Raw genomic sequence first — 21001 nt, 5'->3', positions numbered from 1 at the left:
AAGGTAGTTGGGCCGGCAGGCCCCGGGGGCTCCCGTACGGCGACGGGCCCGACCGCACGCGGGTGCGGATCGGGCCCGTCGGACCGTTCATACCGGGGCCGTGGCTCAGGCCTCGTTCTTGTCCTCGGACTCCGCGGACTCCTCGGTGGAGGCCTCGGCCGTCTCGGCGGACTCGGCGGACTCGTCCTCGTCGTCGTCGAGCTCGACCGGCTCGCCGTTGGTGTCGACGACCTTGGCGGCCTCGACGACGACCGCGAGGGCCTTGCCGCGGGCGACCTCGCCGACGAGCATCGGCACCTGGCCGCCCTCGACGACGGCCTTGGCGAACTGGTCGGGGCTCATGCCGGAGGAGGCGGCACGCCGCATGAGGTGCTCGGTGAGCTCCTCCTGGTTGACGTTGAGCTTCTCCTTGTTGACCAGCTCGTCGAGGATGAACTGGGTCTTGATGCCCTTGACCGCCTGCTCGCGGGTCTCGGTCTCGAACTCCTCGACCGTCTTGCCCTGGAGCTCCAGGTACTTCTCCAGCGTCAGACCCATCTGGCCGAGCTGGTGGTGCTCCAGGTTGTGCTTGCGGGTGTTGACCTCGTCCTCGAGGAGCTTCTCGGGGATCGGCACCTCGGCCAGCTCGATGAGCTGGTCCAGCACGCGCTCCTGGGCCTGGGTGGCCTGGTCGTACTGCTTCATGTTCTCGAGGCGCTTGCGGCTGTCGGCCTTCAGCTCCTCGAGGGTGTCGAACTCGGACGCCATCTGCGCGAAGTCGTCGTCGAGCTCGGGGAGCTCACGGGCGGCGACCTGGGTGACCTTGACGGTGACCTCGGCCTCCTTGCCCTCGGCGGAGCCGCCCTTGAGCTGGGAGGTGAAGGTGGCCTCGCCACCGGCCTCCAGGCCGGTCACGGCCTCGTCGATGCCGTCGAGGAGCTCACCGGAGCCGATGGTGTACTGCACGCCGGAGGCGACACCGTCCGGCAGGACCTCGCCGTCGACCTTGGCCTCGAGGTCGACCGTCACGACGTCACCCTCGGCGGCGGCGCGCTCGACCGGGTTGGTGGACGCGAAGCGGTCGCGAAGCTGCTCGACGGACTTCTCGACGTCCTCGTCGGTGACCTCGACGGCGTCGACCGTGACCTCGATGCCGGAGTAGTCCGGGATCTCGATCGTCGGGCGGATGTCGACCTCGGCGGTGAAGGCCAGCAGCTCGCCGTCCTTCAGCTCGGTGATGTCGACCTCGGGCTGACCCAGCGGGTTGACCTCGGCCTCGTTGACGGCCTCGGTGTAGAACTTCGGGAGGGCGTCGTTGACGGCCTCCTCCAGCACCGCACCACGGCCGAACCGCTGGTCGATGACACGAGCCGGGATCTTGCCCTTGCGGAAGCCCTTGACCGTGACCTGCTGGTTGATCTTCTTGTACGCCGCGTCGAGGCTGTCCTTGAGCTCCTCGAAGGGCACCTCGACAGTGAGCCGAACCCGGGTCGGGTTCAGGGTCTCCACGGCGCTCTTCACGGTTCGGTCTCCTTGGTGGCTGATTCTTGGATTCTGCCGGTGCCGCTTGCGGCGGTTCCGGCGGATTCGGCCCGGTCAGAGAGACACACGGGCACGCAGCTTGCATAGTAACCGCAAGCGGGATGAGGCCCACAATGTGATCTTGGTTGCGCGCATGATCCGGCGCGTCCGGTGTGGTCGGGGTGGCGGGATTTGAACCCACGGCCTTCCGCTCCCAAAGCGGACGCGCTACCAAGCTGCGCCACACCCCGTCGGTGCGACACGTAGGGTACATGCCCCGCGTCGGTGCGTCGGCACCTTTGTGAGGGGGTGTGCGGCGACCGCACACGACCCGCTACGATGACGATGCGTTCGTGCCGCGGTCCTGTGACCCGCGGCGCGCTGCTCGCGGGCGTAGCTCAATGGTAGAGCCCTAGTCTTCCAAACTAGCTACGCGGGTTCGATTCCCGTCGCCCGCTCCGTCCGGCCGCGGCCCGGGTGAGGGGACCTGTTCCCCCCGCCCGGGCCGCGCCGCGTTCCCCGGGCCGCCGCCGCGGGCCGTTCACCCGAGCTGCGCCTTCACGTGCCCGACCACCTCGGCGAATTCCCGGCTCGGGGAGAAGTCGACGTACTCGCAGTCCTCCAGGGCCTCGGGGGCGTGGCCGGGTTCCCAGTAGAAGGCCTGTCCCGCCTCGTAGGTGCGGTCCCCGTCCGCGGTGCGCATCCTGAGCCGCCCCTTGAACAGGTAGCCCCAGTGGGGGCACTGGCAGAGGTCGCCGGGCAGGCCCTTGAGGGCCGGACCCATGTCCGTACCGCTTGGGAAGCGGACGAAGGCGACGGTCATGTCACCCCCGACTTCCCGCGTCCGCAGTTCCACGCCGCCGCCCTCGATGGCGACGGGGGTGTCCTCGCGTGTCGCTCCCGTCATGTCTCCTCCTCGGCCGGATCCCCCTTCCAGTCTGGGTCGGGGCACGACCGGCTGCGACTCGGAAAGGGAGCTCAGAAACTGATCTGGTTGATCGTCGAGGCGATGGAGTCGAGGAAGCGCTGTATCGAGGGCGCCATGCCGGACGAGGCGAGGAAGAAACCGAAGAGCACGGCTACCACCGCCGGCCCCGCCTTGAGGGAGCCGCCGCGAATCAACACCACCAGGATGATCGCCAACAGCAGCACCACGGACAGTGAAATGGCCACAACTGATCACACACCCTCGGTCGGTCCACCTTGCCGGCCCCGGGGTGCGCGGCCCGGCGCCCCCCGTTGGCTCCATCGTGCCACCAACCTCCCCCCGAATGAGGCCCACTGACACATCGTTCACCTGGGGATCGCGGCCACCGCGCGCCCCCACCGCTGCCGCCGTCTACCCCCGCAGCGCCGGTCCGAAAACCGGTACACGAATTCCCTCTGATCTTTTCGCGTCGCACACAGCGGGGTCACAGATAATTCGCAGCGTGCCCGGCGAGTAATTCTCCGTGGCAGAAGCGGTAACGGTATGCACCATTTAAGGGGGATTAACCAGGGCATAGGGTGCAGTTGCGGGTGGTGTCATAAAGGAATGGACGCGTCGCGCGGCCGGTTTTACGAATTGCCGGAGGCGTGGCTAGGGTGCCTTGGATGTTCCAGGCTCCGCATGGAAATCAGCAGGCCCTGCTCCCGCCGGTCCGGGAGCCCGAGACCACGACGAGCACCCGCGAGCGCGGGACGGACAGACCCGGCCGGGACGCGTTCTTCGACAACGCCAAGTACCTGGCGATCGTGCTCGTCGCCATGGCGCACGCCTGGGAGCCCGTCATGGACGGCAGCCGGGCGACCAGAGCGCTGTACATGTTCGTCTACACCTTCCACATGCCCGCGTTCATCGTGATCTCCGGGTACTTCTCGCGGAGCTTCACCGGGCGCCCGGACCAGCTCAGGCGCCTGGTCTCCGGGCTCGTCGTGCCGTACGTGGTGTTCGAGGTGGCGTACTCGCTCTACCGGCGCTGGGCCGGCCACGTCCCCGACCAGGCCCTGAGCCTGACCGACCCGATCTACCTCACCTGGTTCCTGATCGCGCTGTTCGTCTGGCGGCTGTCCACCCCCCTGTGGCGCAGCCTCCGCCACCCGCTGCCCGTCGCCCTGGTCGTCGCCGCCCTCGGCTCGCTCACCCCCGGCATCGGCCAGGACCTGGACCTCCAGCGGGTGCTCCAGTTCCTGCCGTTCTTCGTGCTGGGCCTGTCGCTGGAGCCCGCGCACTTCGACCTGGTGCGGCGGCGGGCGGTACGGATCGCGGCGGTGCCGGTCGCGCTGGGCGCCCTGGCGTTCACCTACTGGATCGCCCCGGACATCCGGATGAGCTGGTTCTACCGCAGCACCAGCGCCGAGGAGCTGGACGCGCCCTGGTGGGCCGGGCCGGTCATGACCTTCGCGCTGTTCGGCTGCGCCCTGGTGCTCACCGTCGCCTTCCTGTCCTGGGTGCCGCGCCGGCGGACCTGGTTCACCGTCCTCGGGGCGGGCACCATCTGCGGCTACCTGCTGCACGGGTTCCTGGTGAAGGCCATGGAGTACTGGCCGCTCGTCCCCGCCTACCACCTCGGCACCCCCCTCGGGCGGGTCGTCGTCACGGCGGTGGCCGCCCTCGCGGTGACCGCCCTGTGCACCCCGCCGGTGCGGCGGGCGCTGCGATGGGTGACCGAGCCGCGGATGGGGTGGGCGTTCCGGCGGGAGGCCTCCGCCACCGCCCGCCGCTGAGCGACCCCGGCGCTCAGGCCCCGTCGGGCCGGAGCCCCAGCAGCGCGCGGGTCCTCGCGTACTTGGCGGTCAGCCGGGCCCGGGTCACCCCGTCCAGGAGGGCGAGGCGCTCCGGGTCGGCGTTGTGCGCCAGGTCGGCCTCCTTGACGAGCAGGGCGCCCGGCACGGCCAGGATCCGGGCGGTGTACGCCTCCGGTTCCTCGCCCGGCCGCTTGGTGAGCGCCAGCACCATGTCCTTGACGGACGGCGGCAGGGCGGCCCCGCGCAGCCAGGCCTCGGACAGCCGGTCGTCCTCCACGGCGTCGTGCAGCCAGGCCGCGGCCACCTGTTCGTCGCTGCCGCCCCGGGCCCGTACCCCCTCCGCGACCGCCCGGAGGTGCCCGGCGTAGGGGCGGCCCGCCTTGTCGGTCTGGCCGGCGTGGGCCTCCCGCGCGAGCGCCTCGATCTCGGCCAACGACAGGTACCCCATGTCCCCTCCCTAAGCGTCACGGGTGATGAGCAGCAGCGCGCGGTCGTCGTTGACGTCCTTCGCGCACGCCTCGATCAGGTGCCAGGCCGCGCCCTCGAAGCCGGTCGCCACATGGCGGTCCGCCTCGCCGGTGAGCCGGTCGATGCCCTCGGCGATGTCCCGGTCCGCGGCCTCCACCAGGCCGTCGGTGAACAGCATCAGCACGTCCCCGGGCCGCAGCGAGCCCTTGACCGGGTGGAACTCGGCACGGTCGTACACGCCCAGCAGCGGGCCCTCCCCGGACTTCTCCTCCCACCGGCCGCTGCCCGCGTGGAGCTGGAGCGCCGGGAGGTGGCCCGCCGACAGCAGCTCGTAGTCGCCCGAGTCGAGGTCGAGCACCAGGTGGATGGAGGTGGCGAAGCCCTCGTCCCAGTCCTGGCGCAGCAGATAGCCGTTGGCGGCCGGCAGGAAGCCGTGCGGGGGCAGCGAGCCGAGCAGCCCGCCGAAGGCCCCGGACAGCAGCAGGGCGCGGGAGCCCGCGTCCATGCCCTTGCCGGACACGTCGGTCAGGACGACCTCCAGGGTGCGGCCGCCCTGCGTCCTGGCGGCGACCACGAAGTCGCCCGAGAAGGACTGGCCGCCCGCCGGGCGCAGCGCCATCTCGTGGTGCCAGCCCTTGGGCAGCCGGGGCAGGGCGCTCTGCACCCGGATGCGCTCGCGCAGGTCGAACAGCATCGTCCCGCCGCGCCGCCACGGCACCCCCACCCGGGCCCGGAACTGCGCTATCAGCAGCCCGAACAGTCCGCACGCGGCCACCACCAGCACCGTGCCGGGGGTGACCCGGGCGGCGCCCTGGGTGTACGGGCCGAGGAGGGCGGACTCGACGATCAGGGCGCCGGCGGACGCCGCGTACAGGGCCAGCAGGCTCGCCGGGCGCAGCAGCAGGCCGCCCGCGACGATGGGCAGGACCAGTGCGGCCGGGGCGGCCCATACGGGGGTGGTGACGGTGAGGAACGTGATCAGCGGGACGGTGAGCAGGAGGCCCGCCAGGGCGATCCAGTCGGAGCCGTCGCCGCGGAAGTAGTCGACGCCCGACTTGCGCAGGCCGACCTTGACCCGGCGCGCGGACTTCCGCATCCGGGCCAGGTACGCGTCCACTCGTGCGCTACGGGCCATTGGCCTGGACCCTATCCATCCGGCGGCGCCCCGTGCAGGGGGACCCCTGTGACATTGCGTTCGAAATTGGGTCGCCCGGGGGGCGCGTGCCTGCTACCCATGGCATATGACGACGGATTTACGTGTCCTCGGGCCGGCCGAATGGGACGCCTGGTACGGGCAGTTGATGCTGGCGTTCGGCGGGGCGCTCGAAGCCCGGCAGGAACGGGAGCTGTGGGACGCGCTCACCGAGCGTGAGCGTTCCCTCGGCGTCTGGGACGGCGACGTGTGCGTCGGTACGACGGGGGCGTTCTCGTTCCGGTTGTCCGTGCCCGGCGGCTCGCTGGTGCCCGCGGCCGGCGTCACGATGGTGAGCGTGGCCCCGACGCACCGGCGGCGCGGGCTCCTCACCTCGATGATGCGGCGGCAGCTCGACGACGTGTTCGCCGGGGGCGAGCCGCTGGCCGTGCTGACGGCGTCGGAACCGGCTATTTACGGGCGATTCGGGTACGGCATCGCCACCCGGCAGCTGCGCGCGGAGATCGATACGACCCGGGTCCGGCTGTCCGTGCCGGAGGGGACGGATGACGTAGTGCTGCGGCTCGCGGCGCCGGGGGACGCGAGCGCGGAGTGCGAGGCCGTTTACGCGCGGCTGGTCCCGGAGCGGCCGGGGATGCTCGCCCGCAGGCCGGGCTGGGAGCGGCTGCCGCTGCTGGACCCGCCCGGGACGCGGGATGGGGCGTCGCCGCTCCAGTGCGTGCTGGCGCGGCGGGACGGGGCGACGGTCGGGTTCGCGCTCTACAGCACCAAGCCGGACTGGGAGCCGGCCGGTCCCAGGGGGACGGTGCGGCTGCGGAGCATGGGCGCGCTGGACCCGGCGGCTTACGCGGCGGTGTGGCGGTTCCTGTGCGGGATCGACCTGATGTCGACGCTCCAGGTCCCCAACCGCCCGGTGGACGACCCGTGGCAGCACCTGGTGTCCGACGTCCGGCGCTGCAACACGCGCGTCCAGGACGGGCTCCACCTGCGGGTGGTGGACCTGCCCGCGGCACTGGAGGCGCGTACCTACCGGGCGCCGGTGGACGTGGTCCTGGACGTGCGGGACGCCTTCTGCCCCTGGAACACCGGGCGGTGGCGGCTGTCGGGCGACCCCAAGGGCGCGGTGTGCGCGCGGACGGACGACGCGCCGGACCTGGCGCTGTCGGTGCGGGAGCTGGGCGCCGCGTACCTGGGCGGGTACTCGCTGGCGTCGCTGGCGGGCGCGGGCCTGGTGCGGGAGCTGCGGCGGGGCGCCCTGGCCGAGGCGTCCCTCGCCTTCGGCTCGGCGGTGGCGCCCTGGCTGCCTCACGGCTTCTGACAGGCGGGGCACCAGAAGAGGTTGCGGGCGGCGAGGCCGGCGGTGCGGATCTCGCCGCCGCAGACGTGACAGGGCAGGGTGGCGCGGCGGTAGACGTACACCTCGCCGCCGTGGTCGTCCACGCGCGGCGGACGGCCCATGGCCTCGGGGGTGTGCTCGGGGCGGACGGTGTCGATGCGGTTGTTGCGCACGCCCTCGCGCATCAGGGCCACGAGGTCTTCCCAGATCGCGTCCCACTCGTCCCGGCGGAGGTCCTTGCCCGCGCGGTAGGGATCGATGCCGTGCCGGAAGAGGACCTCGGCACGGTAGACGTTGCCGACGCCCGCGACGACCTTCTGGTCCATCAGCAGGGCGGCGACGGTGGTACGGCTGCGGGAGATCCGCCGCCAGGCCCGCTCCGGGTCGTCGCCGTCGCGCAGCGGGTCGGGCCCGAGCCGCTCGTGTATCGCCCGCTTCTCCGGCTCGGTGATCAGGGCGCAGGTGGTGGGGCCGCGGAGGTCCATGTACGCCCCGGCGCCGGCGAGCCTCAGCCGGACGGTGTCGGTGGGCGGCGGGGCGGGCGCGTCGCCGAAGCGGACCTTGCCGAAGAGGCCGAGGTGGATGTGGACCCACTCGTCGCCGCCGAACCCCAGGAAGAGGTGCTTGCCGTGGGCGTCGACGGCGTCGAGCACCCGGCCGTCGAGGAGGGCGGCGCCTTGGGAGAACGTGCCCTGGGGGCTGGTGATGCGGAGGGGGTGACCGCCGAAGCGGGCGAGGTGGTCCTGGGCGAGGCGGTGGATCGTATGCCCCTCGGGCATGGGTGCGGTCTCCTTGTCGGGCCGTGCCCCCACCGTGCCGCGGTCGGCGTCCGGCGCGGGGCGGGGCCGTGGCTCCGCCCCGCGCCGGACCGGTGGTTGCCGTCCCGCCCGCGCCTGGGCGCACCGGTGCAGCGCACCGCCCCAGGGGGAACGGGAAAGGGCACCGCCCCGGTTCCGTCGTGCCCATCCGTTCCGCCCCGGCGGAACGCATGCCCACAACGGGCGGGCGTCAGGGGTGCTGGGGGTGGTGGGAAGGGATCGGGGGGAGGTCGCCGGTGGTCTCGTAGGCCGAGAGCATCTCGATGCGGCGCGTGTGACGCTCCTCACCCGAGTACGGGGTGCTGAGGAAGGTCTCCACGAACTTGGTGGACTCCTCCACGGAGTGCATGCGGCCACCGATCGCCACCACGTTGGCGTTGTTGTGCTCACGGCCGAGGGCGGCCGTCTGCTCGCTCCAGGCGAGCGCGGCCCGCACGCCCTTCACCTTGTTGGCGGCGATCTGCTCGCCGTTGCCGGAGCCGCCGATCACGATGCCCAGGCTGTCCGGGTCCGCGGCGGTCTTCTCGGCCGCGCGGAGGCAGAACGGCGGGTAGTCGTCCTGGGCGTCGTAGATGTGGGGACCGCAGTCGACGGGCTCGTGGCCGTGGGCCTTGAGCCATTCGACGAGGTGGTTCTTGAGTTCGAAGCCGGCATGGTCGGAGCCGAGGTACACGCGCATGGGTCCGAGTGTGGCACGCGCGCGGGGCCGGGCGGGGCGCCGGGGCCCTCGTATCACGATCCGGAATCGGGTCTTTCGGTACGTCCGGGTCTCGTGCTTGCATGCACGGGCTCGTAACCCGAGTACCGCACAGACGTAAGGAATCGTCCATGACGACGCAGTCGACCCTGCCGAAGGAAGGCGGAGCCACCGGGGAACCCGGTACTTCGCAGTCCGCAGACGGTCTGAAGGCCGGCCTCAAGAACCGTCACCTGTCCATGATCGCCATCGGTGGAGTGATCGGCGCCGGCCTGTTCGTCGGCTCCTCCGGCGGCATAGCCAAGGCCGGTCCGGCCATCCTGCTCTCGTACGTCATCGTCGGTGCGATGGTCGTCTTCGTGATGCGGATGCTGGGCGAGATGGCCGCCGCGAGCCCGAACTCCGGCTCGTTCTCCGCGTACGCCGACCGTGCCCTCGGCCGCTGGGCGGGCTTCTCCATCGGCTGGCTGTACTGGTTCTTCTGGGTCGTGGTGCTGGCGGTCGAGGCGACCGCGGGCGCGGTGATCCTGGAGGGCTGGGTCCCGGCCGTGCCGCAGTGGGCCTGGGCGCTGATCGTGATGCTGGTCCTGACCGCCACGAACCTCGTCTCGGTGTCCTCGTACGGCGAGTTCGAGTTCTGGTTCGCGGGCATCAAGGTCGTCGCCATCGGCGCCTTCGTCGTGATCGGCCTGCTGGCCGTGTTCGGCTTCCTGCCGGGCTCGGACAACCCGGGCGCGGGTCTCGCTCACCTCACCGACGCGGGCGGGTTCTTCCCCAACGGCGCCGGCGCGATCCTCACCGGTGTGCTGATGGTCGTCTTCTCCTTCATGGGCAGCGAGATCGTCACGCTCGCCGCCGGTGAGTCCGAGGACCCGCGGCGCGCGGTGACCAAGGCGACCAACAGCGTCATCTGGCGCATCGCCGTGTTCTACCTGGGCTCGATCTTCATCGTGCTCACCCTGCTGCCCTGGAACGACGAGTCGATCGTCAAGAAGGGCTCGTACGTCGCGGCCCTGGACTCCATCGGCATCCCGCACGCCGGCCAGATCATGAACGTGATCGTGCTGACGGCCGTGCTGTCCTGCCTGAACTCGGGCCTCTACACCGCCTCGCGCATGGCGTTCTCGCTCGGTGAGCGCGGTGACGCCCCGAAGGCGTTCGCCAAGGTCAACGCCAAGGGCGTGCCGACCGCCGCGATCCTCGCCTCGGTGGTCTTCGGCTTCGTCGCCGTGTACTTCAACTACGCGTTCAAGGACACGGTCTTCCTCTTCCTGCTGAACTCCTCGGGTGCGGTGGCGCTGTTCGTCTGGCTGGTCATCTGCTTCACCCAGCTGCGGATGCGCGGGATCCTCATGCGTGAGGTGCCGGAGAAGGTCACGGTCAAGATGTGGCTGTTCCCGTACCTGACGTGGGCGACCGCCGCGATGATCTCCTTCGTGCTGGTCTACATGCTGTTCGACGACGCCAACCGCGAGGTCGTGCTGGCGTCGCTGCTGGTCGCCGCCCTCGTGGTGGGCACCGGCGTCCTGCTGGACCGCAAGCGCCGCGCCGCCTCGCTCACCTGACGGCACCCGCCCGACGACGCCCGGCCACGCCTGACCACGCCTGACCACGCCCGACGGCACCTGCCCGACGGCGTCCGGCGAGAACGGCGAAAGGCCCTCCGTGCACCGGTACACCGGTGCGTGGAGGGCCTTTTCCCTGGGGGGACGCGATGCGTCAGCCGCGGTCCTTGCGGCCGATCAGCTTCCAGGCGGTGGGCAGCACGCCCATCGCGAGCGCGGCCTTCAGGGCGTCGCCGACGAGGAACGGCGTCAGGCCCGCGGCCACCGCCTGCGGCAGCGTCATGCCGGTGGCGAGGGCCAGGTAGGGCACGCCGACCGCGTAGACGACGAGGGAGCCGAGCGCCATGGTGCCCGCCATGCGCGCCACCGAGCGGTCGGCGCCGCGCCGGGCCAGGGCGCCGACGACGGTCGCGGCGAGCAGCATGCCGAGGATGTAGCCGAAGGAGGGCATGCCGTACCCGGACGTGGCCTGGGCGAACCACGGCATGCCGGCCATGCCCACCACGGTGTACAGCGCGAGCGACAGGAAGCCGCGGCGGGCGCCGAGGGCCGTGCCGACGAGCAGGGCCGCGAAGGTCTGGCCGGAGACGGGCACCGGTGAGCCGGGCACGGGCACGGCGATCTGGGCGGCGATGCCGGTGAGCACCGCGCCGCCGGCGACGAGCGCGATGTCGCGGGCGCGGGTGGCCGGAAGCAGGTCGGCGAGGACCACTCCGTGACGGATGGGGGCGGCGGCAGTGCTCATCGGAACTCCGGCGGGGGTGAGGGACAGCGGGAACAGCCCGACCGTAGTCGACGAGTGAACGGTCGATCACCGTCAGCCGACCACAAAGCGGTTGACCGGGCATTGGTGGGGTTCGGACAAAGAGCCGGGGATATGCCTCAGCGGGCGTGATGCTCGTCACGGGGAAGGTCGATTGGACGGTCCCTTTTGCGCCAGGAGGGCGTCGCCGGAGAGACTGTGGGGTCCTTCCAAATACGTGAGAGTACGAGCGCCATGCACGACGCCCCACCCCCGCCCCTCGCCCCGGCGCCCGAGCCCTTGTCGCACGGGTTGAAGCAGCGGCACCTGACGATGCTCGGCCTCGGCGGGGTGATCGGCGCCGGGCTGTTCGTCGGTTCGGGGGCCGGGATCGCGGTCGCCGGGCCGGGGATCGTGCTGTCGTACCTGATCGCGGGCGCCCTGGCGATGCTCGTCATGCGGATGCTCGGGGAGATGTCGGCGGCGATGCCCGCGTCGGGCGCCTTCTCGGTGCACGCGGAGCGGGCGCTCGGCCGCTGGGCGGGGTTCTCCGTCGGCTGGCTGTACTGGTTCCTGCTGGTGGTCGTGCTGGCCGTGGAGGCGACGGGCGCGGCGCGGATCGCGAACGGCTGGGTGCCCGGGGTGCCGCAGTGGGCCTGGGTGCTGGTCTTCATGGTGGTGTTCACGGCAGCCAACCTGGCGGCGGTGAAGAACTTCGGCGAGTTCGAGTTCTGGTTCGCCGCGCTGAAGGTCGGCGCGATCGTGCTGTTCCTGGTCCTGGGGGTGCTGGCGATCGGCGGGTGGGTGCCGGACACCGCGCCGGTGGGGCCGGCGAACCTCACCGGTCAGGGCGGTTTCCTGCCCAACGGCTGGGACGGCGTGGTCTCCGGGGTGCTGGCGGTGGTGTTCGCGTTCGGCGGGCTGGAGGTGGTGACCATCGCCGCCGCCGAGTCGGAGGACCCGGCGCGCAACGTGGCGCGGGCGGTGCGCAGCGCGGTGTGGCGGATCCTCTTCTTCTACGTCGGTTCGATGCTGGTCATCGTGACGCTGCTGCCCTGGACGTCGATGGAGCCGGGGCAGAGCCCGTACGTGGCGGTGCTGGACGCGATCGGGGTGCCGGGGGCCGGGCAGATCATGAACGTGGTGGTGTTCGTGGCGCTGCTGTCGGCGCTGAACGCCAACCTGTACGGCTCGTCCCGGATGGTCTTCTCGCTGGCGGAGCGCGGGGAGGCGCCCAGGGGGCTGCTCGCGGTGTCGGGCGGCGGGGTGCCGCGCCGGGCGGTGCTGGCGTCGGTGGCCTTCGGTTTCGTCTCGGTGCTGCTGAACCTGAAGTGGCCCGACTCGGTGTTCCTCTACATGCTGAACGCGGTCGGGGCGGTGCTGCTGTTCGTGTGGGGCCTCATCGCGGTGTCGCAGCTACGGCTGCGGCGGCGCGTCGAGCGGGAGACGCCGGAGTTGCTGACGCTGCGGATGTGGGGCTTCCCGTGGCTGACGTGGACGGCGCTGGCGGCCATGGCGGCGGTGCTGGTGCTGATGCTGCTGGACGACGGTTCCCGGCCGCAGGTGCTGTGGTCGGCGGCGGCGACCGGGGTGGTGCTGCTGGTGGCGTGGGTGCGGGAGTGGCGTACGCGCCGGGTGTGATGGTTGTGTGCGTGTTCCTTCACCTTGTGTGAGCACGGTGTCCGTATAGCGGGCGGATGTTCCCTGTGAACGGTGCCCCCGCCCAGACTGTGTGGCCGCGCCCCGACCCGTTCGGGCGCGACCGCACACCGCACCGGTCTCAGCTACTGAACAGGGCACGCCCATGTCTCGGACCTCCGCGCCCGCCGACTCGACCCCGGTCGAGCAGACGCCGGCCGACGCGCCGCTCCCCCACGGCCTCAAACAACGCCACCTGTCGATGATCGCCCTCGGCGGTGTCATCGGCGCCGGTCTGTTCGTCGGCTCCGGCACCGCCATCGCGGCCGCCGGACCCTCGATCGTCCTCGCGTACGCGCTCTCCGGCGCGCTCGTGATGCTGGTGATGCGCATGCTGGGCGAGATGTCGGCGGCCAACCCGGCGTCCGGCTCCTTCTCCGTGCACGCCGAACGGGCCATCGGGCCATGGGCGGGCTTCACCGCCGGCTGGTCGTTCTGGTTCCTGCTCTGCGTGGCCGTCGGCCTGGAGGGCATCGGCGCGGCGAAGATCATGACGGGCTGGTTCCCCGGCACGGCCGAGTGGGCCTGGGTGGCCCTCTTCATGGTCGTGTTCTGCGTGACCAACCTCGCGGCCGTGAAGAACTTCGGCGAGTTCGAGTTCTGGTTCGCCGCCCTCAAGGTCGCCGCGATCGTGATCTTCCTGGCCATCGGCGCGCTGGCGATCACCGGCCTGCTGCCCGGCACGGAGGCCCCCGGCACGACGAACCTCACCGGTCACGGAGGGTTCCTGCCCAGCGGCTCCGAGGGCCTGATCGTCGGCCTGCTCGCCTCCGTCTTCGCGTACGGCGGCCTGGAGACGGTCACCATCGCGGCGGCCGAGTCCGAGCACCCGGTGCAGGGCGTCGCCAAGGCCGTCCGTACGGCGATGTGGCGGATCGGCGTCTTCTACATCGGCTCGATGGCCGTGGTGGTCACCCTGCTGCCGTGGACCGACAAGGCGGTCGCCGAGAAGGGCCCGTACGTCGCCACGCTGGAGCACCTGGACATCCCCTACGCCGGCCAGATCATGAACGTCGTGGTGCTGGTCGCCCTGCTGTCGGCGATGAACGCCAACATCTACGGCGCCTCCCGGATGGCCCACTCGCTGGTGGCCCGCGGGCAGGGCCCGAAGGCCCTCGGCCGGCTCTCCGGCGGGGTGCCGCGCATCGCGGTCCTGATGTCCTCGGTGATCGGCTTCGTGTGCGTGCTGCTCAGCTACTGGCGCCCCAACGACGTCTTCCTCTGGCTCCTCAACATGATCGGCGCGATCATCCTGGTCGTCTGGATCTTCATCGCGGTCTCGCAGCTCGTGCTGCGCCGCCGGCTGGAACGCGAGACGCCCGAGAAGCTGGTCGTGCGGATGTGGGCCTACCCGTACCTGACGTACGCGGCGCTGGCGGGCATGGCGGCGGTGTTCGTGCTGATGGCCCGCGAGGAGGGCACGCGTGATCAGCTCTACGCCACGGGCGCGCTGACGCTGGCGCTCGCGGTGGCCGGATACGTCGTCCAGGCCCGGAAGGGCGCCGACAAGGCCTGACGGTCATAGAAGCCGACAAGGCCTGACGGTCATAGAAGGGGGAGCCCCGGCGCGTGGCGCGCCGGGGCTCCCCCTTTCGTGCGGTCCCGTGCGGTACCGGGGTGGAATCCGCCCGGCCCGGCCGGAAGTGACCCTGGCGCGCCCCTCCCCCGGGTCTACCGTCCGGGCCCATGAGACGTCGCTCGGTACTCGTGGCGGCGGGCGCGACCGCGGCCGCCGGCCCCCTGTCCTCCCCCGCCCGTGCCTCGGCCGGCGCGGGGCCGCTCGTGATCGGCCACCGGGGCGCGGCGGGCTGGCGCCCCGAGCACACGGCCGCCTCCTACGCGCTCGCCGTCGAGACGGGCGCCGACTGGATCGAGCCGGACCTGGTGGCCACCCGGGACCACCACCTCGTGGTGCGGCACGAGAACGAGGTCTCGGGCACCACGGACGTCGCGCGGCGCCCCGAGTTCGCCGGGCGCCGGACCACCAAAACCGTCGACGGGCGGGCCGTCACCGGCTGGTTCACCGAGGACTTCACGCTCGCGGAGCTGAAGACGCTCCGGGCGGTCGAGCGCCTCCCGCTCGTACGGAACAGGAACACCGTCTTCGACGGGCGCCAGCGGGTGCTGACCTTCCAGGAGGTGATCGGCCTGGCGCGCCGGCTGTCCCGGCGCCACGGCCGGACCGTCACGGTCTTCCCGGAGACCAAGCACCCGTCGTACTTCCGCTCCATCGGCCTGCCTCTGGAGCCGGTCCTCGCCGACGCGGTGCGCCGCAACGGGCTGGGGCCGCACGAGTGCGTGATCCAGTCGTTCGAGCCGTCCAGTCTGCTCCGGCTCGCCCGTGAGCGGCTGGGTGTCCCGCTCTGGCAGGCCCTCGGCACCGTCGGCGGCCCGTACGGGCACCCGACGACGTACCGGGAGATGGCCACCCCGGCGGGGCTGCGCGCGGTCGCCACGTACGCCCGGTGGATCGGCCCCGACAAGTCGTCCCTGGGGCCCCCGTCGACCCTGCTCGCGGACGCCCGCGCGGCGGGGCTGCGGGTGGGCGCGTACACCTTCCGCGCCGAGAACCGCTACCTGCCCGAGGACCTGCGGCGCGGTGACGACCCGAACGCCTTCGGGGACGCGTTCGCCGAGTACGCCCGGCACTTCGCGCTCGGGGTGGACGCGGTGGTGACGGACTTCCCCGATCTGGCGGTGATCGCCAGGGACGCGCGCCCCAGGACGGAGGACTGATCAACGGAACGGCTTGCTGCTGCTAACCTGCACTTGCATATGATTCGCAATAAGCAGCAGTCGGAGGGCTCGGACATGGCGGTCTACACACTTCCTGAACTTCCGTACGACTACGCGGAGCTCGAGCCGGTCATCAACCCGCAGATCATCGAGCTGCACCACGACAAGCACCACGCCGCCTACGTCAAGGGCGCCAACGACACGCTGGAACAGCTCGAAGAGGCACGCGACAAGGACCAGTGGGGCGCGATCAACGGCCTGGAGAAGAACCTCGCGTTCCACCTCTCCGGCCACATCCTGCACTCCATCTACTGGCACAACATGACCGGCAAGAAGAACGGCGGCGGTGGCGAGCCGCTGGCCGCGGACGGCGTGGGGGAGCTCGCCGACGCGATCACCGCCTCCTTCGGCTCCTTCGCCCGGTTCAGGACCCAGCTCTCCAAGGCCGCCGCCACCACCCAGGGCTCCGGCTGGGGCGTGCTGGCGTACGAGCCGGTCAGCGGCCGCCTCATCGTCGAACAGGTCTACGACCACCAGGGCAACGTGGGCCAGGGCTCGGTGCCGATCCTGGTCTTCGACGCCTGGGAGCACGCCTTCTACCTCCAGTACAAGAACCAGAAGGTCGACTTCATCGAGGCCATGTGGGAGGTCGTCAACTGGCAGGACGTCGCCCGCCGCTACGCCCGGGCCAAGGAGCGCACCCCCCTGATCGCCCCCTGACGACGGGCGCGTGAGTCGTCCTGCTCGTGATCGTCTTCTCAACCTTCACCGGGCAGGCGGATGCAGGAAGGCCCCCCGCGAGCACCCCCTCCGGGGGAGTGACTCGCGGGGGGCCTTCTTCGTTAACCGGGGCATGCTCCCCGTGTGTGCGGGGGTGGTCCGTCGGGACCCTGAGTACGGGTGCGCTTGATGTACTGGTCCCCGCCGCCGCGGGGGTTCACTCGAAACTGGGCCCTGCCGTACGGGTGCGCTTGATCTCGTAGAAGCCGGGGACCGACGCCACCAGCAGCGTGCCGTCCCACAGCCGGGCCGCCTCCTCGCCCTTGGGGGCCGGGGTGACGACCGGGCCGAAGAAGGCGATCTGCTCGCCGTCCGCGCCGGGCACCGCGATGACCGGGGTGCCGACCTCCTGGCCCACCTTGCTGATGCCCTCGTGGTGGGAGGCGCGCAGCTCGGCGTCGTAGGTGTCCTTGTCGGCGTACTCGGCCAGGGAGACCGGCAGGCCGACGTCCTCCAGCGCCTCGCGGATCGCCGTCGGCGTCGGGCCCTCGCCCTTGTTGTGGAAACGGGTGCCGAGCGCGGTGTACAGCTTGCCGACCACCTCGTCGCCGTGGAGCTGCTGCGCCGCGACCACGACCCGGACCGGGCCCCACGCCTGGGTCTCCAGCATCTCGCGGTACTCCGGCGGCACCTGGTCCAGCTTGTCCTCGTTCAGGACGGCCAGGCTCATCACGTGCCAGCGCACGTCGACCGGGCGGACCTTCTCCACTTCGAGCATCCAGCGGGAGGTCATCCACGCCCAGGGGCACAGCGGGTCGAACCAGAAGTCGGCGGTGATCCTGCTCTCGGACATGCGTCTCCTCGGTAGGGATGAACGGGTGCGCCTGGAGAGGGCCAACGTCACGAGGGCCCCGGGCATTCCCGCGTTCCGGCCGACAGTGGCGCGTGGGAGGATCGCTGCTGTCGAAACGAGCCACGAAGGAGTGCCGCCCGTGCCCGGTGAGAATCTGTCCCGCGACGAGGCCCGTGAGCGGGCCGAGCTGCTGTCCGTCGACGGGTACGAGGTCGCGCTCGACCTCAGGTCCGCGGTCGGGGAGAGCGAGACGGAGCGGCGGACGTTCCGCTCGGTGACGACCCTCCGGTTCCGGAGTACCGCCCCGGGTGCCACCACGTTCGTGGACCTCATCGCCCCCTCGGTGAACGCCGTGACGCTCAACGGGCAGGCGCTCGACCCGGCGGCCGTGTTCGACGGCTCGCGGATCGCGCTGGACGGCCTCGCGGACGAGAACGTGCTGGTGGTCGACGCGCAGTGCGCCTACAGCCGCACCGGCGAGGGGATGCACCGGTTCGTCGACCCGGAGGACGGCGAGGTCTACCTCTACACGCAGTACGAGCCGGCCGACGCCCGGCGGGTGTTCGCCACCTTCGAGCAGCCCGACCTGAAGGCGCCGTTCCGGTTCGAGGTGACGGCTCCCGAGGGCTGGACCGTGTGGAGCAACGGCGCCGAGGAGTCCCGTGAGGGCGGGGTGTGGCGGTTCGCGGAGACGGCGCCGATCTCGACGTACATCACCTGTGTCGTGGCGGGCCCCTACCACTACGTGACGGACACCTACCGGCGCGGCGAGCTGGAGATCCCGCTGGGCGCGATGTGCCGCCGCAGCCTGGCGAAGCACTTCGACGCGGACGACGTCTTCCTGGTCACCAAGCAGGGCTTCGACTTCTTCCACGACAACTTCGACTACCCGTACCCCTTCGGGAAGTACGACCAGGCGTTCGTGCCCGAGTACAACCTCGGCGCCATGGAGAACCCCGGCATGGTGACCTTCCGGGAGGAGTACATCTACCGGGGCAAGGTGACGCGGGCGGCGTACGAGCGCCGGGCGAACGTCATCCTGCACGAGATGGCGCACATGTGGTTCGGCGACCTGGTCACCATGCGGTGGTGGGACGACCTGTGGCTGAAGGAGTCCTTCGCCGACTTCATGGGCTCCTTCTCGCTCGCCGAGGCGACCCGCTTCACCAATAGCTGGGTGACCTTCGCCAACAGCCGCAAGGCCTGGGCCTACCGGGCGGACCAGCTTCCCTCCACCCACCCCGTCACGGCCGACATCCGTGACCTGGAGGACGCCAAGCTCAACTTCGACGGGATCACCTACGCCAAGGGCGCCGCGGTGCTCAAGCAACTGGTGGCCTACGCGGGCCGGGACGCCTTCATGGAGGGCGCCCGCCGGTACTTCAAGCGGCACGCGTACGGCAACACCCGCCTGGACGACCTGCTGTCGGTGCTGGAGGAGACGTCCGGGCGGGACATGAAGGCCTGGTCCCGGTCGTGGCTGGAGACCTCGGGCGTCAACGTCCTGACGCCGGTGGTGACGTACGGCGCCGACGGCCGGGTGGCGGAGCTCGCCGTACTCCAGGAGGGCGGACTGCCGCGGCCGCACCGGGTGGCGGTGGGCCTGTACCGCCTGTCGCCGGAGGGCGAGCTGGTGCGGTACGCCCGCGCGGAGGTGGACGTCACCGGCGAGCGGACCGTGGTGGCGGAGCTGGCGGGGGCCGAGCGGGCGGCGCTCGTCCTGGTCAACGACGACGACCTCACGTACTGCAAGGTCCGCTTCGACGAGGACTCGCTGGCGACGCTGCGGGAGCACCTGGGCGACCTGACGGACCCGCTGGCGCGGGCGCTGTGCTGGTCGGCGCTGTGGAACCTGACGCGGGACGCGGTGCTGCCGGCCCGGGACTTCATCGCCCTGGTACTGGCCTTCGCCGGGCGCGAGTCGGAGATCGGCGTGCTCCAGATGCTGCACGCCTGGGCGCGGACCGCGCTGGTGCACTACACCGCGCCGGAGCGGCGCGAGGAGGGTGGCCGGCTGCTGGCCGAGGGCGCCCTCGGGGAGCTGCGGGCCGCGGAGCCGGGCAGTGAGCAGCAGCTCACCTGGGCGCGGTTCTTCGCCGCGACGGCGACGACCGAAGCGGACCACCGGCTGCTGGAGGAGCTGCTGGAGGGCACGTCGAAGATCGACGGACTGGACGTGGACCAGGAGCTGCGCTGGTCGTTCCTGGAGGCGCTGGCCGCGCACGGCGGCGCGGACGAGACGGTGATCGCGGCGGAACTGGCGCGCGACGACACCGCCTCGGGCAAGCGCCACCAGGTCCGCTGTCTGGCCGCCCGCCCCTCCGAGGCCGTCAAGGCCCAGGCGTGGGCGCAGGTCGTCGAGTCGGACGCCCTGTCCAACGCGCTGGTGGAGGCGACGATCGCGGGCTTCGGCCAGCCGTCGCAGCGGGCGCTGCTGGCCCCGTACGCGCCGAAGTACTTCGCGGCGATCGAGCGGGTGTGGGCCGAGCGGTCGATCCAGATCGGCATGGACGTGGTACGGGGCCTGTTCCCGTCCCTCCAGGACGACCCGGCGACGCTGGAGGCCGCCGACGCGTGGCTCGCCGCCCACGAGTCGGCCGCCCCGGCGCTGCGGCGCCTGGTCCTGGAGTCCCGCGACGACCTGGCCCGCGCGCTGCGCGCCCAGCGGTGCGACGCCTCGGCCGTCTGACGGCCACGCCGGGCCCGGCGGGCGCGGGATCACCCTCCCGGGTGGCCGCGGGGGTGTTCCGGGGGTGTTCCTGGGGTGCCGGCCGGGAAGGGCCCGCCTCGGGGACGGGCCGGGGCCCGCGCGGGCGTTCCCGGGACGGACATCCGTCCGAGCGGGGGGCGGCGGTGCTGGTCGGGGGCCTGATCGGGGTCCCTGATCGGCAGTCGAACGCCCGTACTTTAGGACGGGGTCGTCCCGAATTGTCGACGGGCGTGTAACAGCGGTTAGGGCGGGGGCGGTTGCCGGGAAACCCCGGGGCATGACCAACACCCCGCTCTCCCCCCGCCCCCTGTCCCACCTGGCCGCCGACCGGCGCCGGGTGCTGTCCGCCGCGCAGTTGCGGGCGCACGGCGTGTCCGCCGCCGAGGCCGGCGCCCAGTGCCGGGCCGGCGGGCCCTGGCAGCAGTTCCTGCCGGGCGTGTACCTGCTGCACCCCGGGCCGCCCACCAGCGAGGAGCGGCTGCACGCGGCCCTGTTGTACGCCCAGCGGGAGCCGCAGCCGTCCGAGGCGATGGTCACCGGCGCGGCCGCGCTCGCGCTGTACCGGTTCGCGGCCGCCCCGCCGCTGCCGGCGCTGGACCGCATCGACGTCCTGGTCCCGCGCACCCGGCGGCTGCGGTCCACCGGGTGCGTACGGATCGTGCGGACGGCCCGGCTGCCCGAGCCGCGGCAGATCACCGGGGTGCCCGTCGCCCCGGTGGCCCGCGCGCTGGCGGACGCCGTCGCGCAGATCGCGGACGCCGCGACCGTACGCCGGCTGCTGACCGAGGCGGTACGGGGCGGCCACTGCGAACCGACGCTGGTCGTCCGGGAGTTGGACCGGGCCCGGCTGCTGACGCGGCCGCATGTGGTGGACGCGGTCGACTCGCTGCTCGCCGAGGGGCGGGCGCTGTCCGAGGGCCGGCTGTACGAGATGGTGCGGGCGCACGGGCTGCCCGGACCGCTGTGGAACGTCGACCTCCGGCTGCCGGGCGGTCCGCACCTCGGCGGGGTGGACGCGTACTGGCCCGACCACGCGGTGGCCGTGGAGCTCGACACCCGCTCACCGCGCCACGACGACGGCGCGCTGTGGACGGAGTACACCCGCAAGCGCGAGCACCTGGAGCGGCTCGGCGTCACCGTCGTCCACATCACGCCCCGGAAGCTGCGGGACGCCGTGGAGCAGCAGGCGGTGGTGGTGCGTACCGCGCTGATGGCGGCCGGGGACCGGGCCCCGGCCGCCTACCTGGTCGTCCTGCCGCGCTGAACGGCGGGCGGGAA

At 71.7% G+C, this 21001-nt stretch carries 18 protein-coding genes and 2 tRNA genes; 10 read left to right on the top strand and 10 right to left on the bottom strand.

Going from position 1 to position 21001, the window contains the following annotated elements; all coding sequences use genetic code 11:
• Positions 1 to 105: 105 nt before the first annotated feature.
• Positions 106 to 1500, bottom strand: a complete 1395-nt coding sequence (gene tig / locus ACF068_RS15710; RefSeq protein WP_392274776.1) for a trigger factor — start codon at positions 1498 to 1500, stop codon at positions 106 to 108.
• Positions 1501 to 1674: 174 nt separating this feature from the next.
• Positions 1675 to 1751, bottom strand: a tRNA-Pro gene (locus ACF068_RS15705).
• Positions 1752 to 1887: 136 nt separating this feature from the next.
• On the opposite strand from ACF068_RS15705, the gene ACF068_RS15700 reads away from it, so the two are divergent.
• Positions 1888 to 1958, top strand: a tRNA-Gly gene (locus ACF068_RS15700).
• A gap of 83 nt (positions 1959 to 2041) precedes the next feature.
• On the opposite strand, the gene ACF068_RS15695 is transcribed toward ACF068_RS15700, so the two are convergent.
• Entirely contained in the window at positions 2042 to 2407 is a 366-nt protein-coding gene (locus ACF068_RS15695; RefSeq protein WP_392274775.1) for a hypothetical protein, read from the bottom strand.
• A gap of 71 nt (positions 2408 to 2478) precedes the next feature.
• Positions 2479 to 2673, bottom strand: a complete 195-nt coding sequence (locus tag ACF068_RS15690) for a hypothetical protein (RefSeq protein WP_064069514.1) — start codon at positions 2671 to 2673, stop codon at positions 2479 to 2481.
• 420 nt (positions 2674 to 3093) lie between these two features.
• Between ACF068_RS15690 and ACF068_RS15685 the strand changes: the two genes are divergently transcribed.
• A complete protein-coding gene (locus tag ACF068_RS15685; RefSeq protein ID WP_392274774.1) occupies positions 3094 to 4206 on the top strand; it encodes an acyltransferase family protein in 1113 nt (370 codons plus the stop codon).
• Between the two features lie 13 nt (positions 4207 to 4219).
• Here ACF068_RS15685 and ACF068_RS15680 read toward each other — a convergent pair whose 3' ends face one another.
• On the bottom strand, positions 4220 to 4675 hold the full coding sequence (locus ACF068_RS15680) for an HD domain-containing protein (RefSeq protein ID WP_392274773.1): 456 nt from the start codon (positions 4673 to 4675) through the stop codon (positions 4220 to 4222).
• Positions 4676 to 4684: 9 nt separating this feature from the next.
• Positions 4685 to 5830, bottom strand: a complete 1146-nt coding sequence (locus tag ACF068_RS15675) for a PP2C family protein-serine/threonine phosphatase (RefSeq protein WP_392274772.1) — start codon at positions 5828 to 5830, stop codon at positions 4685 to 4687.
• A gap of 106 nt (positions 5831 to 5936) precedes the next feature.
• Here ACF068_RS15675 and ACF068_RS15670 point away from each other — a divergent pair, with 106 nt between their 5' ends.
• Positions 5937 to 7166: a GNAT family N-acetyltransferase gene (locus ACF068_RS15670; RefSeq protein WP_392274771.1), complete on the top strand. Its 1230-nt coding sequence runs from the start codon at positions 5937 to 5939 to the stop codon at positions 7164 to 7166.
• Here ACF068_RS15670 and ACF068_RS15665 read toward each other — a convergent pair.
• Positions 7154 to 7963, bottom strand: a complete 810-nt coding sequence (locus ACF068_RS15665; protein ID WP_392274770.1) for an Fpg/Nei family DNA glycosylase — start codon at positions 7961 to 7963, stop codon at positions 7154 to 7156. The two genes, ACF068_RS15670 and ACF068_RS15665, sit on opposite strands and share 13 nt — an antisense overlap.
• Before the next feature lie 229 nt (positions 7964 to 8192).
• Positions 8193 to 8681: a ribose-5-phosphate isomerase gene (locus ACF068_RS15660; RefSeq protein ID WP_392274769.1), complete on the bottom strand. Its 489-nt coding sequence runs from the start codon at positions 8679 to 8681 to the stop codon at positions 8193 to 8195.
• A gap of 149 nt (positions 8682 to 8830) precedes the next feature.
• Between ACF068_RS15660 and ACF068_RS15655 the strand changes: the two genes are divergently transcribed.
• Positions 8831 to 10264, top strand: a complete 1434-nt coding sequence (locus tag ACF068_RS15655) for an amino acid permease (protein ID WP_392274768.1) — start codon at positions 8831 to 8833, stop codon at positions 10262 to 10264.
• 154 nt (positions 10265 to 10418) lie between these two features.
• Here the strand turns inward: ACF068_RS15655 and ACF068_RS15650 are convergent, their stop codons facing one another.
• Positions 10419 to 11009, bottom strand: coding sequence for a biotin transporter BioY (locus ACF068_RS15650; RefSeq protein WP_392274767.1), 591 nt, complete (start codon positions 11007 to 11009; stop codon positions 10419 to 10421).
• Between the two features lie 252 nt (positions 11010 to 11261).
• On the opposite strand from ACF068_RS15650, the gene ACF068_RS15645 reads away from it, so the two are divergent.
• The 4 genes from ACF068_RS15645 (at position 11262) to ACF068_RS15630 (ending at position 16160) form a co-directional block, all read left to right on the top strand.
• Positions 11262 to 12647 carry an amino acid permease gene (locus ACF068_RS15645; protein WP_392274766.1) on the top strand — a complete coding sequence of 462 codons (1386 nt, stop codon included), beginning with the start codon at positions 11262 to 11264 and terminating at the stop codon, positions 12645 to 12647.
• A gap of 163 nt (positions 12648 to 12810) precedes the next feature.
• Positions 12811 to 14220 (top strand): amino acid permease, encoded by a 1410-nt coding sequence (locus ACF068_RS15640; protein WP_392274765.1) that lies wholly within the window; start codon positions 12811 to 12813, stop codon positions 14218 to 14220.
• A gap of 170 nt (positions 14221 to 14390) precedes the next feature.
• On the top strand, positions 14391 to 15440 hold the full coding sequence (locus ACF068_RS15635) for a glycerophosphodiester phosphodiesterase family protein (RefSeq protein WP_392274764.1): 1050 nt from the start codon (positions 14391 to 14393) through the stop codon (positions 15438 to 15440).
• A gap of 75 nt (positions 15441 to 15515) precedes the next feature.
• Positions 15516 to 16160, top strand: coding sequence for a superoxide dismutase (locus ACF068_RS15630; RefSeq protein ID WP_392274879.1), 645 nt, complete (start codon positions 15516 to 15518; stop codon positions 16158 to 16160).
• A 217-nt stretch (positions 16161 to 16377) separates the two neighbouring features.
• On the opposite strand, the gene ACF068_RS15625 is transcribed toward ACF068_RS15630, so the two are convergent.
• On the bottom strand, positions 16378 to 17013 hold the full coding sequence (locus tag ACF068_RS15625; RefSeq protein WP_392274763.1) for a DsbA family protein: 636 nt from the start codon (positions 17011 to 17013) through the stop codon (positions 16378 to 16380).
• Between the two features lie 139 nt (positions 17014 to 17152).
• On the opposite strand from ACF068_RS15625, the gene pepN reads away from it, so the two are divergent.
• The gene (gene pepN, locus ACF068_RS15620) at positions 17153 to 19702 is read left to right on the top strand and encodes an aminopeptidase N (protein WP_392274762.1); all 2550 of its coding nucleotides are present in this window, start codon (positions 17153 to 17155) and stop codon (positions 19700 to 19702) included.
• A 298-nt stretch (positions 19703 to 20000) separates the two neighbouring features.
• Complete coding sequence (locus ACF068_RS15615) at positions 20001 to 20987, top strand: hypothetical protein (RefSeq protein ID WP_392274761.1); 987 nt, start codon at positions 20001 to 20003, stop codon at positions 20985 to 20987.
• The last annotated feature ends 14 nt before the right edge of the window (positions 20988 to 21001 follow it).

This window comes from Streptomyces sp. NPDC016309 (assembly GCF_043077235.1).
GTDB lineage: Bacteria > Actinomycetota > Actinomycetes > Streptomycetales > Streptomycetaceae > Streptomyces.
Note: the sequence above shows the minus strand (reverse complement) of the source record. Positions and strands in the feature narration are given on the sequence as shown.

Coding starts and splice junctions, on each gene's coding strand:
- ACF068_RS15645 (WP_392274766.1), top strand. CDS start 11,262: ATGCACGACGCCCCACCCCCGCCCCTCGCCCCGGCGCCCGAGCCCTTG.
- ACF068_RS15630 (WP_392274879.1), top strand. CDS start 15,516: ATGGCGGTCTACACACTTCCTGAACTTCCGTACGACTACGCGGAGCTC.
- ACF068_RS15640 (WP_392274765.1), top strand. CDS start 12,811: ATGTCTCGGACCTCCGCGCCCGCCGACTCGACCCCGGTCGAGCAGACG.
- ACF068_RS15655 (WP_392274768.1), top strand. CDS start 8,831: ATGACGACGCAGTCGACCCTGCCGAAGGAAGGCGGAGCCACCGGGGAA.
- ACF068_RS15675 (WP_392274772.1), bottom strand. CDS start 5,830: ATGGCCCGTAGCGCACGAGTGGACGCGTACCTGGCCCGGATGCGGAAG.
- ACF068_RS15665 (WP_392274770.1), bottom strand. CDS start 7,963: ATGCCCGAGGGGCATACGATCCACCGCCTCGCCCAGGACCACCTCGCC.
- ACF068_RS15680 (WP_392274773.1), bottom strand. CDS start 4,675: ATGGGGTACCTGTCGTTGGCCGAGATCGAGGCGCTCGCGCGGGAGGCC.
- ACF068_RS15650 (WP_392274767.1), bottom strand. CDS start 11,009: ATGAGCACTGCCGCCGCCCCCATCCGTCACGGAGTGGTCCTCGCCGAC.
- ACF068_RS15685 (WP_392274774.1), top strand. CDS start 3,094: ATGTTCCAGGCTCCGCATGGAAATCAGCAGGCCCTGCTCCCGCCGGTC.
- ACF068_RS15625 (WP_392274763.1), bottom strand. CDS start 17,013: ATGTCCGAGAGCAGGATCACCGCCGACTTCTGGTTCGACCCGCTGTGC.
- ACF068_RS15670 (WP_392274771.1), top strand. CDS start 5,937: ATGACGACGGATTTACGTGTCCTCGGGCCGGCCGAATGGGACGCCTGG.
- ACF068_RS15660 (WP_392274769.1), bottom strand. CDS start 8,681: ATGCGCGTGTACCTCGGCTCCGACCATGCCGGCTTCGAACTCAAGAAC.
- ACF068_RS15635 (WP_392274764.1), top strand. CDS start 14,391: ATGAGACGTCGCTCGGTACTCGTGGCGGCGGGCGCGACCGCGGCCGCC.
- ACF068_RS15695 (WP_392274775.1), bottom strand. CDS start 2,407: ATGACGGGAGCGACACGCGAGGACACCCCCGTCGCCATCGAGGGCGGC.
- ACF068_RS15615 (WP_392274761.1), top strand. CDS start 20,001: ATGACCAACACCCCGCTCTCCCCCCGCCCCCTGTCCCACCTGGCCGCC.